General features: G+C 70.3%; 10 protein-coding genes and 2 pseudogenes. 6 read left to right on the top strand and 6 right to left on the bottom strand.

Annotated features, from left to right (window positions below; genetic code table 11):
• Window positions 1–5 precede the first annotated feature (5 nt).
• The 3 genes and pseudogenes from ACZ45T_RS25250 to ACZ45T_RS25240 form a co-directional block, all read right to left on the bottom strand.
• Window positions 6–1,001 (bottom strand): annotated as a pseudogene (locus ACZ45T_RS25250) (pectate lyase family protein); the annotation flags it as partial.
• A gap of 180 nt (window positions 1,002–1,181) precedes the next feature.
• Window positions 1,182–2,942 carry a glycoside hydrolase family 6 protein gene (locus ACZ45T_RS25245; RefSeq protein WP_468444952.1) on the bottom strand — a complete coding sequence of 587 codons (1,761 nt, stop codon included), beginning with the start codon at window positions 2,940–2,942 and terminating at the stop codon, window positions 1,182–1,184.
• Window positions 2,943–2,957: 15 nt separating this feature from the next.
• Window positions 2,958–4,481, bottom strand: a complete 1,524-nt coding sequence (locus ACZ45T_RS25240; protein WP_468444950.1) for a cellulase family glycosylhydrolase — start codon at window positions 4,479–4,481, stop codon at window positions 2,958–2,960.
• A 290-nt stretch (window positions 4,482–4,771) separates the two neighbouring features.
• Between ACZ45T_RS25240 and ACZ45T_RS25235 the strand changes: the two are divergent.
• Window positions 4,772–5,062 (top strand): annotated as a pseudogene (locus tag ACZ45T_RS25235) (IS110 family transposase); the annotation flags it as partial.
• Window positions 5,063–5,184: 122 nt separating this feature from the next.
• Here the strand turns inward: ACZ45T_RS25235 and ACZ45T_RS25230 are convergent.
• Window positions 5,185–6,000: an Imm32 family immunity protein gene (locus ACZ45T_RS25230; RefSeq protein ID WP_468445067.1), complete on the bottom strand. Its 816-nt coding sequence runs from the start codon at window positions 5,998–6,000 to the stop codon at window positions 5,185–5,187.
• Here ACZ45T_RS25230 and ACZ45T_RS25225 point away from each other — a divergent pair.
• The 3 genes from ACZ45T_RS25225 (at window position 5,995) to ACZ45T_RS25215 (ending at window position 9,863) form a co-directional block, all read left to right on the top strand.
• Complete coding sequence (locus ACZ45T_RS25225; RefSeq protein WP_468444948.1) at window positions 5,995–7,707, top strand: hypothetical protein; 1,713 nt, start codon at window positions 5,995–5,997, stop codon at window positions 7,705–7,707. The genes ACZ45T_RS25230 and ACZ45T_RS25225 overlap by 6 nt on opposite strands.
• A 123-nt stretch (window positions 7,708–7,830) precedes the next feature.
• Window positions 7,831–8,838: a helix-turn-helix transcriptional regulator gene (locus ACZ45T_RS25220; protein WP_468444944.1), complete on the top strand. Its 1,008-nt coding sequence runs from the start codon at window positions 7,831–7,833 to the stop codon at window positions 8,836–8,838.
• 284 nt (window positions 8,839–9,122) lie between these two features.
• On the top strand, window positions 9,123–9,863 hold the full coding sequence (locus ACZ45T_RS25215; RefSeq protein ID WP_468444942.1) for a class I SAM-dependent DNA methyltransferase: 741 nt from the start codon (window positions 9,123–9,125) through the stop codon (window positions 9,861–9,863).
• Window positions 9,864–10,064: 201 nt separating this feature from the next.
• On the opposite strand, the gene ACZ45T_RS25210 is transcribed toward ACZ45T_RS25215, so the two are convergent.
• Window positions 10,065–10,487, bottom strand: a complete 423-nt coding sequence (locus tag ACZ45T_RS25210) for a DUF6223 family protein (protein WP_468444940.1) — start codon at window positions 10,485–10,487, stop codon at window positions 10,065–10,067.
• Between the two features lie 197 nt (window positions 10,488–10,684).
• Here ACZ45T_RS25210 and ACZ45T_RS25205 point away from each other — a divergent pair, with 197 nt between their 5' ends.
• Both ACZ45T_RS25205 and ACZ45T_RS25200 read left to right on the top strand, forming a co-directional pair.
• Window positions 10,685–11,812 (top strand): sensor histidine kinase, encoded by a 1,128-nt coding sequence (locus tag ACZ45T_RS25205; protein WP_468444938.1) that lies wholly within the window; start codon window positions 10,685–10,687, stop codon window positions 11,810–11,812.
• Window positions 11,809–12,492, top strand: a complete 684-nt coding sequence (locus ACZ45T_RS25200; protein ID WP_468444936.1) for a response regulator — start codon at window positions 11,809–11,811, stop codon at window positions 12,490–12,492. Before ACZ45T_RS25205 ends, ACZ45T_RS25200 begins: the two co-directional genes overlap by 4 nt.
• A 316-nt stretch (window positions 12,493–12,808) precedes the next feature.
• Here the strand turns inward: ACZ45T_RS25200 and ACZ45T_RS25195 are convergent, their stop codons facing one another.
• Complete coding sequence (locus tag ACZ45T_RS25195; protein ID WP_468444934.1) at window positions 12,809–13,405, bottom strand: hypothetical protein; 597 nt, start codon at window positions 13,403–13,405, stop codon at window positions 12,809–12,811.
• Window position 13,406: the final 1 nt, after the last annotated feature.

Here is a 13,406-nt window from a genome sequence, read left to right as displayed (position 1 = left end):
GTGGATCACTTCAGGACGCCCGCGCCCGCACGGCGGGCGAGGGACGTGGGCAGGCTCGCAGCAGAGGACTCCAGTCCCCTGGCGAGGGCGGGCTTCCACGCCGCCTCGGGCTTGATCTTCTTCTTGTTCGCGGCGTTGTGGGCGGCGACGAGGTCGGTGACCGTGCCGTTGACCATGTTCCCGCTGCCGGCGAAAGCGCCCGTGCCGTCGCCCGACAGGAGTTGGGACGTCTTGCGGTCGGAGGAGAGCGTCCAGTGGTTGTTCTGCGCCACGATCTGGACGCCGGCACGCGCGTTCACGCTGTAGCTGTGGGTGTAGCCGTAGCGCGGGGTGGTGTCGAAGGCTCCGTCGTGGACCTGGTATTCGCGGCCGAAGTGGCGGGGGTTCGAGGCGTCGAAGTGGGGGCTGTCGGTGAACGAGTTGTGGTCGGCCCACACGTGCGTCGCCCCCCGCAGGGTGACGGCATCGTACGCGGAGTTCCAGTTGCCCTCGGAGCCGTCCGTGGGGTCCCACTGGGGGAAGCAGTCACGGGTGTCGGCGAAGGTCAGGTTGCGGATGATGACGTTGTCAGCCTTCTGCACCAGAAGACTGCCTCCGTTGATGCCCGCGTCGGTGCCGGGCACGCCGATGATGGTGGTGTTCGACGGCACGGCGATGCCCACCCGCTCGGCCTGCTTCGCCTGCGCCGCCGCCCGCGCGGACTCCTGCGCGCCGGACGGCAGCTTGGACCGTCCCCATACCGCGGGGTCGTAGGCCTTGAGGTAGGCGGCGAGCGTGTAGCCCGTGCCCTTCGCGTAGTCGGCGCAGGTCAACGGGCGGCCCTGATCGTCGGTGTTGGCGTCGATCCGGCCCTTCACCCGGATGATCCTCGGAACGCCGGACGGGCCTGCGCGGAGTGCCTTGACCAGTTCGGCCCGTGTGGTGACGGTGATGTCGTGCTCGGCGTCGGCGGCCTGTCCGCCGGTGGTGCCGGAGCCGCTCGACGAGTACTGCTCTGTCGCCCTTCAGTTGCCGCCGTACCCGCCGAAGTTGCCGGGGACGGGAAGAACGTCGTGCGATGTGCGTCGCACGGCTGACCGGGGCTCCTCCTGCACGAACGAGGAACGCCTGGACGCTGCGGAGTGCGTGAACCGTACGGAACCAGGAGGTTCCGTACGGCTCCCGTCCTCATGGGCGGTGCGTCACAGCGCCGGGTGGGCGTTCTTCAGGAGCTCCTGGAACTGGGCCGAGAACCACTGGCCCGAGAGCGGCGCGTTCGGGAGGGACCCCGACATGCTGTTGCCGTTGCGGGCGTTGCCCGTGTACGTCGGGTCGCACATCCGGTCGAAACCCTTGCCCTCGTTGTTCGGGATCTCCTTGCTCGCCCCGTCAGACTCGCCCGGCGGCTTGATCCACACGTACGCGTCGATGCCCGCAGCCGGTGCCGCCTGCGGCCTCTCGCCGAGCCCGGCGCCCGACTGGTTGCACCAGTTGCCGAGGTGGATGCGCCGGTCGTAGCGGCCGCCGTTGACGTACGTGTCGACGTTGGTCAGCGCGCCGGGTCCGGTCGGCCTGGCCGTGCCGCCCCAGCCGTTGCGGGAGGTGTCGATCAGCATGCCGAGGTTCGCGTCGAAGCCCAGGGAGACCAGCTTGGCCCGCATGGCCTGGGCGTACGACAACTCGTCGGTGTACCGGTTCCAGTCGACCCATTTCGACTGGCGTACGGACGTGCCGTTGACGGAGTCTTCGATCTTGAAGTGGTCTTCCTTCAGGGCGCTGTAGTTGGCCGTGTTCACGATGAAGCCGTGCACCTTGGAGACCGTGGAGCCCTCGGCGGTGGCCGCCTGCTTGAAGATCTCCGCAGAGGCGCCGAAGTTGTCGTCCCAGCCGAGCCAGCCGTGGTGGCCCGCGTCCACGTAGTTGTAGACGTTGGCGATCGAGCCCAGCTTGTTCAGCGCGTAGCCGACGCCCTTGATGTAGTTGCCGTTGTTCTTCATCACATCGCAGTTGGCGGTGGCCGTCGGGCGACCGGAGACGTTGGTGACCAGGTTCGGCAGCGAGTCGATCTCGACCGTGGTGACGATCCGCAGCCCCGCGTACTTGGCGTCGGCGAGGATCGCGGCGATGGGATCGACGTACTGCGTCTTGTACTTGTCGATCTCGGTGGGTCCCAGCTCGCCGTTGGAGGCGAGTGCGGCGCAGTCCCGTCCTGGCAGGTTGTAGATCACCAGTTGCACGACGAGCTCGCCGCTGCCCTTCTGTGCCAGAGCCGCGTCCAGGTGGGCGCGCAGACCCATCCCGCCGTTCACACCCTGGATGGCGGCGGTGCGGTCCAGCCAGACGCCGGTGGGCTGGTTCGACACCTTGGTGCCGCCCGGCTCGGCGGCCGCCTTCGCGGACCACTCGGGGTTCACGTACACCTTGGCGCCTGCGTACGGGTTGTCGGCCTTGCTGCCGGAGGGCGGCGGGGTCGTGGGTGGCGTCGTCGGCGGAGTGGTCGGCGGCTCCGTCGGCACGGTGGTGCCGTTGCAGGTGACGCCGTTGAGCTTGAAGGTCGCGGGGACGGTGTTCGTGCCGCTGTACGAGCCGTTGAAGCCGAAGGACGTCGAAGCGCCCGTGGCTAAGGACCCGTTGTAGGAGACGTTCCTGGCGCTCACGGCCGTACCGGACTGGGTGATGGTGGCGTTCCAGCCCTGGGTGACCCTCTGGTCGCCCCCGTAGGACCATTCCAGGGTCCAGGCGGCGACCGGGTCGCCGGTGTTGGTGACGCTCACATTGGCACCGAACCCGGTGTTCCACTGGCTGGTGACCTGGTACTCGACCTTGCAGCCGGCGGTGGCGGCGCCGGCGGCGGTGCCGAACACGGTGGCGGTGGCGCCGGCGGCCGTGACGAGGCCGATGGCCGCCAGCAGGGCGGTGCTGCTGGTTGTGCGGCTGGTCGTGCGTGGGGCTGTGCGGCTCATTTCGTGGGGTGCCTTTCAGTTCAGGGCGCGCAGGTGGTCGCGCAGCCCGGTGCCGAATGCGGTGGGGGTGCCGTCGTACGAGGTGATCAGGGCCGGACCGGAGTTGCAGTTCCAGGTGTTCCAGGTCCAGCCGAGATACGAGAGCGAGCGGTCGTCGAACCACTTCATGACGTGGTCGATGAACGCGTGTCCGCAGGTGTTCTCACCGATCTCGCCCGCCACCAGGGGGACCCGGGCGGCGACCGGGGCGAGGGTGGACTGCCAACATGCCTCGTTGGAACAGGTGTTGAAGTTGTAGACGTGCCAGGCCGCGGCCAGATTGCCCGTCGGGTCGACCGGGGAGTGGGTGAGCCACTCGCTCAGGTCATTGGAGTACGCGATGCCGGGCACAAGGACGAGATTGCGGGCCCCGGTCGCACGGACCGCGTCCACCAGGTCTTGCATGCCGGCGACCTCGTATCCGATGCCCGGGCACGTGCCGCCGTCGCGCCAGCAGGACCAGGCCTGCCCGGTGGTGGGGGTCGCCCGGTCGGGGTACGGCTCGTTGAACAGGTCGAAGACGACCCGCCGGTCGTTCTTGAAGGCGTTCGCCACCGAGGTCCAGAACGCCGGGGTGTACTGGGCGTCCGGCATCGGCTTCTGGCAGGAGGCGTGGACGTCCGAGCACCCTGAGGAGTTGCCGGTGTACTGGCCGTACGTCCAGTGCAGTTCGACGACCGGAGTCATGCCGTGTGCGAGGACCCGGCTGACCAGGCCCCTGACGGCATCGACGTAATTCTTGCCCCGGTACTCGGGCTTGATGTTGTCGAGGCCGAGCCAGCACTCCTCGTTGAGGGGAATGCGGACGGTGTTGGCCTCCCAGTCGGCGATGGCGCGCACCGAGGCGTCGTCGACGGGACCGTCGAAGATGCCGTGGCCTTGGATGCACATGAACTCGGCCCCGGACCGGTTGACGCCGAGGAGGCGACGGGTGGCGCCATTCTGGTCGGTGAGGCGGTTTCCGGTGACGCTCAGTTCGGGCGCCCCGGAGACCGGGTCGGGGGGATCGGTCGGGCCGGTGGATGTCGGCGTGGGTGCGGGGGGCGGGGTCGGGGTCGGGGCCGGGTTGGTGGGGCCTGGCACGGCGCTGCAGGCCGCGCCGTCGAGCGTGAACGTGGTGGGCGCACTGTTGGAGCCTGACCAGGAGGCGATGAAGCCGACGGCGACGCTGGCGCCCGTGCCGACCGTCCCGTTCCAGCTCTCGTTCACGGCTGTGGCGCTCGCCCCGGACTGGGACCACTTGGCACCCCAGCCCTGACTGATCTCCTGACCGCCGGAGAAGTCGAAGCCGAGGCTCCAACCGTGCAACGTCGCACTGTTGTTGGTGACGGTGACGGACCCTTGGAAACCGCCGGCCCAGGAGCCGACGACGGAGTACTCAACGGTGCAGAGGGGTGCGGCCGCTGCTCCTGAGGCCGTACCAGCCACGGCGAGAGCGGTGCTCGCCAAGGTGAGCACCGCTCCGCCGAGCAACGCGGACAGACGCGGGGGGTGTCGCATGAGCGACTCCTTGCAGCGAGGGCGCGCTCTGACGGCGCGCCGACTGACGGAATCGCTCCCACTGGTTGGGGCCAGACCGTAGCGGCAACTGACGCCCCGCGAAAGAGGAGTTGTCGAAATTCCTCAGGGGCATGCCTTCGTTTCTTCGCGCGTCTTGACGTCGTTGCCCCGGGTCCGCACAGTGGGAGCGCTCCCACTGGTTCAAAGCTTGTGCTCACGCTCTTCGCACGCCCCGCACTTTCCCGAGTCGCGAGGAGAACGATCCGCATGCGCCAAACACCCGCCGCCCGGACGAGCCGATCGGCGCCCTGCCGCTGGTGGTCGCCCGGGACGTGGGCTGCCCGCTCCCCTACCTGCCGGTGCTGACGATGCGGCGGATCGCCGACCTCTACCCAGGTGAGGCCAAGACCGACGCGAAGGACGCGTTCGTCATCGCCGACGCCGCCCGCTCAATGCCCCACACGCTGCGGGCCATCGATGGCGAGGACGAGACGATCGCCGAGCTGGAGATGATCGTGGGCTTCGACGGCGACCTGGCCGGCGAGGCCACCCGGGTCGCCAACCGGCTCCACGGCCTGGTGCCCAGGGCATCCACCCCGCCCAGGCCCTGCCATGCCTCGCCCGCCGCCGGGCCGAAGTCCTCCTCGCGATGCTCCGCGACGGCACCTTCTACGAACGCCGGCCGGCGATTGCCATCGGTCGTTCAGCGAGTCGGCATACCCCCATGAGGGCTGTTCACCACCAAGGCCATTGATCCAGCGGCAAGGTAGTAGTGACCTGGGTAGTACTCGATGTGCTGGTGACCGCCGTCGTCCATCTCCGCTATCGACCGCAGTTCGTCAGCGAGTGCGCTCAAGCCCGTTCGGTCGCCCTCGATCAGTAGAGCGCGGTGTGCCGAGTCAACTCCGATACGGACACCCAGTCCGCTGCGGACCAGTACCTCGACTGACGCCAGTTCAGTACCACCGAAGCTGGGTTCAGCCGAAGCTGAAGTCTCCGTGATGCCCGTTCCCGTGCTGAGAGCGAGGGCCAAGCCGACGAGCTCCGTCGCGCCGCCGGAGAGGTCTACTCCCCCTTCGTCGGGGCGGCTGCTTGACCGACCACGGCGCGGGCCAGCAGCTGACGGTCGTCGCCTGCGCCTCGGGGAAGAAGGCCCAGCAGTGGCGGGTCCCGTAGCGCCGTGACGGAGGCGCGCCGTGACCGTGGCGTCGTGCCTTTGGCGCCCGGGCGGCCTGGTGCGGCGCTTCGCCCCGGGTGCGCCGGTCCGCTTGTCATGGCCCTCGGTGGTGCGCCCGAAAGCGGTCGCCGCGGCCGCTGTTGCCGCGGGGCGCGCCGCAGCACCCCGGGGGCCCTCCGCTGATACGTGGTTCCACAGCCGCGCCAACCAAGTTGGCGTGCTTGCGACTTGCGGGATGTGCCGATCCGCGCCGGTGACACTGATCGGCCACCGCGCGGGGTCCGGATCCGGTAGAACGCGCTGCCCCAGCGAGTTCCCCGACTGGAGAGGACCCTCATGCACCTGAGTCGTGAACACCACCGCCGGCGGAGCCCCAGCCGCACCGCGGTGCGCGCCGCCGTGTGCGGGCTGCTGCTGACGCTCGCCGGTGCGCCCGGCGGGATTCCGGCCGCGGCCGCGCCCGTCGGCGCCGCCGGATGCCGGCCGGCCGCACAGACGTACGCGGACCGCACCGACGAGCGCGGCCACTGCCTGGCCGTCACGCTGCACCTGTCCGAGGCCCCCGTCCTCGGCGGTTCCGCGCGGCTCGACATCGAAGTGGACACCGTCGGCGGCGACACGGACGTACGCCTGGACGTCCAGCTCCCCGCCGGTCTGGAATGGGTGACGGCGCCCGCCGGGCTCAGCACCTCCACGGCTGTCTCGCCCGTCCCCGCCCAGGGCGGCCGCGTGCACCGGGCCGAGGGCACCGGCCGGGCGGGGCAGCAGCGCCCGTGGCGGCTCAGCGGCACCGTACGCGCGGTCGCCGAGGGGCCGGCCGGCATCCGTGCCACCGCCACCTCGGCGGCGGACCCGGCGGACACCGACGCGGGCAGCGTCTTCCTCACGGTCGGCGCACGCCAGTCGGCCTTCGGCATCCCGGTCGGCAACGTCAGCTCCGCGGCCCCGGCGGCCGCCGGCGCGAGCCGGGCCCGCCCGGGCCTCGTCCACCGCCCCGCCGAGCCGGCCCCCGGACCGGCGGCGCCGGCGGCCGCGGCGGGTACGGCCTGTGCGACGGGCTCGTGGAACTACGTCGACCACGATGGCGTCACCCGGGTCTCCGCCAACGCCCGTGTGGCCGTCTACGACGACGACGCGCGCGGCGCGGACGATCTCCTCGCCACCGGTGTCACGGGAGCCGACGGCGGCTTCACGCTCTGCTTCGACAACACGGACGAAGAGGGCGGCGGTCAGGACGTCTACGTCCAGTTCGCCACCGAGAACCAGCACTGGGTGATACGCAACGGCAAGTCCCGTCAGCCGTATCGTTTCACCTCCCCGGTCCGTGCCGACGTACCCACCGGCTCCACCACCGGCATCGGCGCCTTCCAGCCGGCCGACGCGGCGCTGATGCGCGGGGTCGAGGCCTTCGACACGGTCAACACCGGCTGGAACTGGAAGCCCGGCAGCTGCTGGGACGCCCGGGACACCACCTGCCGCCGCGGCCTGGTCAACTGGGCGCCGGACTCCACCGACGGCACGTACTACTCGCTCCAGGGCAACGCCGTGCACCTCGCCGCCGAGGACCCCGACGCCCCCGTGCTCGTACTCCACGAGTTCGGCCACGCGATGATGGACGACGTCTACGAGGACGCCTTCCCCTCCTCCCCCAACTGCAGCCCGCACTACATCACCAAGACCAGCTCGGCGGGCTGCGCCTGGACCGAGGGCTTCGCCACCTGGTTCGGCGTCGTGGCGCTCGGCGATCCCACCTTCCGCTGGCCCGGCGGCCGCACCCAGGACCTGGAGGGGCCGACCTGGGGCACGTCCGGCTGGGACAACGGCGATACGGTCGAGGGCCGGGTCCTCGGCGCGATGATCGACCTGTCCGATACCGCGAACGAGCCCGGTGACACCTGCGCGGAGAGCCCGGCGGGGCCGCTGTGGAGCACCTTCCTCGGCCATGTCTCCGGTACCTTCAGCCAGTTCTGGAGCCACCGCGCCGCTGACGGCCACGACGTGGGTGCGGGCGCCCTGTCCTGTCTGTACCACAATACGATCGACTACTGACCCGGGTCCGGGCCGAGCCGGGCCCGGACCCGCGCCGAAGCAGTCCCGCGCGGCCGCACCACCACCCGGCCTTCTCCGGCCGAGGTGGTGCGGCCGCCGCACCGCGTTGGTACCTTGCCGTCCATGGCGACGGGGGAAGTCGGCGAGGCCCTGCGAAGACTGGGCATCGGCGTCGGGGCGGTCCGGCTCTATCTGGCCCTGCTGGAGCTGGCGCCCGTACGGCTGCCCGAGCTCGGCGCCGCCACCGGCCTGGATGAGACCGAACTGGCCAACGCCTACGAGGAGTTGGTCGAAGCGAGGCTGGGCAGCGCCGCAATCGGCGACGGCGAGGCGGTCGCCCCCCTGCCACCCGCCGCCGGCTTGCAGTTCCTCGGCCGCCTCCGGGCCGCCGAACTCGACGCCTCGTGCATCACCGTCGCCGGGGCCTTCGACACCTTCCGCCGCCGTCGGCCGGCCGCGTTCAAGAACGACCTGGTCGAGGTGGTCACGGGAGAGGACATCGGCCCCCGCCTGCGCCAGGCCTGGGCGGGCGCCTGCGGCCAGATCCGCCAGTTCGACTCCCCGCCGTACTTCCCGATCCCCACCGCCACCGACGAGGCCCTCGCCACCCTCGCCCGGGGCGTGACCCAGCGGGTGGTGTACTCCCGGGAGTCACTGGAGTACCCCGGCAACTTCAGCCGCAGCATCGAGCCGTGCATCGCCGCCGGCGAGCAGGCCAGGGTCGTGCACGCGGTCCCGGTGAAGCTGATCATCATCGACGACGCGTGCGCGCTGGTCTCCCTGTCGATCCACGAGGTCGACGTGCACCACACCCTGCTCATCGTCCGCCCGTGCGGGCTGTTCTCGGCGCTGGTGGCGCTGTTCGAGCAGACCTGGCAGAGCGCGCTGCCGCTGTACGCCTCCCGCACACCGCCCCCGCGGGGCGCCGCCGTCCCACCGCAGCGCCCGCTGCCTGCCGACCGCCGTATGCTCGCCCTCCTCGCGGGCGGGGTGTCGGACGAGGACATCGCACGCGAACTCGGCATCAGCCGCCGCACCCTGTTCCGCCGTGTGGAGGTCCTGATGGCCCGCCTGGGCGCCACGACCCGCTTCCAGCTCGCCCTCCAGGCCCAGCGCCGCGGCTGGCTGTGATCCCGATGCCTACTGCCGTGCGCGCCGAGTGAGCAGCAGCGTCGGGACGACTGATGATCCCGAGGTACTGGGTCGCTCGGCCGAAGCCATGGGAAGTCGACGACGAGCTGTGGGCGGTGCACGCTGCGCCGAGGAGAACGACCGCACCACCGCCGTGACGGTGCGCCCCGAGCCGGGCGGTGCCCTGAATGGTCTGTACCGGCCCGCCCCGAACCGTGTGATCGGAGCCGGTAGAAGGTAAATGCGTCGACAACGCCCCTCGGTACCCGGCAAAATGGCCGCCCGTGACGAGCAGTGAGCTGTGGACCCGCGCGACCGCCGACCGCTACGACGCCGAGGAGACCGAGACGTCCTCGGCCGCCGTTCTCGGACCGACTCTCGCCTTCCTCGCCGAGCTCGCCGGAGACGGCCGGGCACTGGAGTTCGCCATCGGGACCGGACGAGTGGGCGTCCCGCTCCGGGAGCGCGGCGTGCCGGTGGTGGGCATCGAACTGTCCGAGCACATGGCAGCGGTGCTGCGGCGCAAGATCGACGAGGACACGCTCCCGGTAGTCATCGGGGACATGGCCACCACCGTCGTTCCCGGCGGGTTCACCCTGGTCTATCTCGTCTACAACACCATCACGAACCTGCTCACGCAGGACGAGCAGGTCGAGTGCTTCCGCAACGCCGCGCGTCATCTGGAGCCCGGCGGCCGATTCGTCATCGAGCTGGGCGTGCCGCCGCTGCGGTTCCTGCCGCCCGGCCAGGTCGCGGTGCCGTTCGACGTCTCTGAGCAGCATCTCGGCTTCGACACCTTCGACCTCGTCGAGCAGATTCTCGTCTCGCACCACTTCACCCGCGACGGCGACGACGGCCGCTACCGCCGCGACAACTCCCGGCACCGCTACGCCTGGCCGGCAGAGCTCGACCTGATGGCACGGATCGCTGGGCTCGAGATGGAACGTCGCGTCGCGGACTGGGACGGGGCGCCGTTCACCCAGGACTCCGCGAAGCACATCTCCGTGTGGCGCAAGCCGACCTGAGGTCGGCCACCGGGCCGTCAACGTAAGCCGTGCCTGTCTTGAAACTCCTACCGGGAGTTCAGGCGGTGCCTACGGGCCCTCCCGGCCTCCTCGGTGAGCAGCGGCGCCGCAATCCTGGCCGCCGGAGCCGCTGCCTACGCGGTATGTCGCGCGGTGACCGCCCGCAGGGCGTGACCGCGGCAGAACACGTATTCGCTGTGTTCAACGGGTGCGGCGGGAGCGGGTCAGAGCCCGCCCGCCCAGGGCCGTACCGATCAGACCCAGCAGCAGGGCCACGTAGGCGCCGCCCAGCCCGTTGCCGGTGCCGAGTCCACCGTCGGCGGTGGCTGCGACCAGCCCGCCGAGAGCCATGGCGATCAGCCCCGCGACCACGGCCGCCGTGGACCCGAGCGACCCGTTGGCAATGCCGAGACGTCCGGCGGGTCGGTTCAGCGCCAGCACGGCGACGACCACGGCGGCCAGCCCCAGCAGCCCGCCGGTGGTGGCTCCGAGTCTCCCGAGGCTGAAGTCGGTGACACTGGCGGCGACCGGCTGGACCGGGGCGTGCGCTGCCGCTGGTGTGGCAAGACCGAGCCCGCCGAGCAGGGCGGTCGCGGAGGCGGCGAACAGGCGACGAGCGGACATCAGGGTGCTCCTTCTCTTCCCACGACTGGATGTGGTTCGAGCATGTCGGCCGGGCCCATGGCAGGTCGTCCAGCAGGCGCAGGCACTTCGCGTTACCGCGGACGCGGCAGGTGCCGCGGAGCTACTGCGCCTGCGGTAGTCGGGCGCTCGTCCGCGAGCGGGATTCGCCCGCGGCAGCCTCCGGCTACGGTGCGCGCATGAGCAATGGACGGTTCCACGTTCGAGCCGGTGTCAGAGACTCGCTGGTCGCCGTCGGTGTGGCGGCGGCGCTGCTGGTCACCGGGCTTTCCGGCCAACACGCCGCCACCGGCCTCGGCCTGCTCGGCTACGCGTTGCTGGTGGTCGGTGGCCTGGCACTGGCCGTCGGCCGGCGGGCTCCGGTCGCCGTCCTCGCCGTCACCGGGCTGTGCGCGGTGGGATATCAGGCTGCAGGATTCGACGTGGCAGCCGTCGCGTTCCTCTTCGCGGTGTACGCGGCCATGCGGGCGGGACATCGCCTCATCACGATGGCGGTGAGCGTGGCCGTGCTGGCCGCTCTCCCCCTCGCGGCCCTGGCATCAGGCCTTCACGACACGGGCGAGGCGTTCGCGCAGGCCCGGGGAGCCCTCGAAATCGCCTGGCTCATCGCCGCCGGCGCCGCCGGTGAAGCACTCCGGCAGGCCGAGCAGCGGGCCGATGAAGCCGAGCGCACCCGCGAGGAGACCGCGCGGCGCCGTGCCGACGAGGAGCGGCTGCACATCGCGCGGGAGCTGCACGATTCGCTCACCCATCAGATCTCGGTCATCAAGGTGCAGTCCGAAGTGGCCGTCCACGTGGCCCACAAGCGCGGCGAACAGGTACCGGAGGCCCTCCTGGCGATCCGCGAGGCCGGCCGCGAGGCGTCCCGGGAGCTGCGCGCGACCCTGGAGGCGCTGCGCGACGACGACACCACCCCGCCGCACGGGCTCGAGCACATCCCGGAACTGGTGGAGAGGGCCGGCAGGGCCGGTCTGGAGGCGACCCTGACGATCGAGGGCCATCGACACGACGTACCGGCCGCGGTGGGCCGCACGGTCTACCGGATCGTCCAGGAGTCCCTCACCAACATCGCCCGTCACGCGGACGCCACCACGGCATCGGTCCGTATCGACTACCGCCCGGACGCCGTCGCCCTCCAGGTCGACGACGACGGCAAGGCCACGCCGGACACCACCCCGGTGCCTGGCATCGGCCTGCTCGGGATGCGCGAACGCGTCACCGCCCTCGGAGGCCGGCTCCGCGCGGCACCGCGCGGCGAAGGCGGCTTCACTGTTATGGCCGAACTCCCCGTGGAACGAGCATCATGATCCGTGTCCTCCTGGTCGACGACCAGCCCTTGATCCGCAGCGGATTCCGCGCGCTCCTCGACCTCGAAGACGACATCGAGGTCGTGGCCGAGGCCGCCAACGGCAGCGAAGGCCTGGAGCTCGCCAGAGAACACCTGCCCGACATCGCGCTCATCGACATCCAGATGCCCATCATGGACGGCATCGAGACGACCCGGCGCATTGCGGCCGACCCGGCGCTGACCGGGGTCCACGTCGTCATCCTCACCAACTACGGCCTGGACGAATACGTCTTCAACGCCCTGCGCGCCGGCGCCGCCGGATTCCTCGTCAAGGACATCGTGCCGGAGGACTTCCTGCACGCCGTACGCGTTGCCGCGCGCGGCGACGCCCTGCTCGCGCCCTCGATCACCCGCAAGCTGATCAACCGATACGTCACCCAGCCGCTCCCCACCGACAATGGCACGGCGCTGGAGGAGCTGACCGGCCGCGAACGCGAAGCCGTCGTACTGGTCGCGCAGGGCCTGTCCAACAACGAAATCGCGGACCGCATGGTGATCAGCCCGCTCACTGCGAAAACCCACATCAACCGGGCCATGACCAAACTCCACGCCCGTGACCGCGCCCAGCTCGTGGTCCTCGCCTACGAATCGGGCCTGGTAAGCGCCGGGCGGACTACCGGGGCAGCACGCCGAGCCTGACTTCGCTGCGGCCGTACCGCACGAGACGACCTCCGAGGAGCGAGCGTCCCGGGACCGGATACACCAGCGGGCCACGGGTACGGCGCTCTCCGCCCGGAGGAACCAGCAGGCCTCCCGCTGAAGCGCCCACCGGGATCGCTCCGCCCGTCACCGCTGCAGCCTGACGAGACGTGCTCGGTACAACGCGTTGTACCGAGCAGCGTCAGGCTTCGATCGCCATCACGACCCAGGTTGCGGGACGCCACCAGTCCTGACGAACTGTCACCAAAGTCGGCATCGGGTCAGCATTGGTCCTGGCAAAGCTGACCCCACCTGGTTATGGATGGGAAACGTCGGGGCCGCGAAGTGAGCCTCCGGGAGCGCTTGCCGCGACCTCCGCCCGAACGATCTCCGCAGGAGCGTCGGCGTCTCTTCGGCTGGCCTCGACTGCGGCAGCCGCCGGATGAGCACCTTCGACCACAAGGTCGTGGACGGCTTCATCCGGACCATGGAGCGCAATGGCGCTGGCCTCGCCACCCAGTCCAACGCGTTCGACAAGGTGAAGTCGGTCCTCCTGGACGCCTACCGCCTTGGCATTTACACCGAGAACCCCGTCCTGGGCGTCAAGCCCCCGCAGTACGACCCCGAGCGCGCGGTGATCCCGTCCCCTGCCCAGCTCCGCGACATACGCACCGCCGGTGACGACCGGTTCCTCCTGATCGCCGACCTGATGAGCGGCTGCGGCATGCGCGACGGCGAAGCCTTCGCCGTCAACCTCAACAACCTCGTCGCCGGCGACGTCTACCGCATCACCGAACAAGTCAACCAAACAACCAAGACCTACGGCCGCCTCAAGCACCGCAAACCCACCGACTACCGCGACGTCCCCCTCCCGGGCCCGCATCCGCGAAACGATCGAGTGGTACGCCGACAAG

This window comes from Streptomyces sp. NPDC030995, assembly GCF_055571215.1.
The sequence above is the reverse complement of the archived record's forward strand: the minus strand, read 5'-3'. Positions and strand labels throughout refer to the sequence as shown.

Coding starts and splice junctions, on each gene's coding strand:
- ACZ45T_RS25245 (WP_468444952.1), bottom strand. CDS start 2,942: ATGAGCCGCACAGCCCCACGCACGACCAGCCGCACAACCAGCAGCACC.
- ACZ45T_RS25240 (WP_468444950.1), bottom strand. CDS start 4,481: ATGCGACACCCCCCGCGTCTGTCCGCGTTGCTCGGCGGAGCGGTGCTC.
- ACZ45T_RS25225 (WP_468444948.1), top strand. CDS start 5,995: ATGCACCTGAGTCGTGAACACCACCGCCGGCGGAGCCCCAGCCGCACC.
- ACZ45T_RS25220 (WP_468444944.1), top strand. CDS start 7,831: ATGGCGACGGGGGAAGTCGGCGAGGCCCTGCGAAGACTGGGCATCGGC.
- ACZ45T_RS25210 (WP_468444940.1), bottom strand. CDS start 10,487: ATGTCCGCTCGTCGCCTGTTCGCCGCCTCCGCGACCGCCCTGCTCGGC.
- ACZ45T_RS25205 (WP_468444938.1), top strand. CDS start 10,685: ATGAGCAATGGACGGTTCCACGTTCGAGCCGGTGTCAGAGACTCGCTG.
- ACZ45T_RS25200 (WP_468444936.1), top strand. CDS start 11,809: ATGATCCGTGTCCTCCTGGTCGACGACCAGCCCTTGATCCGCAGCGGA.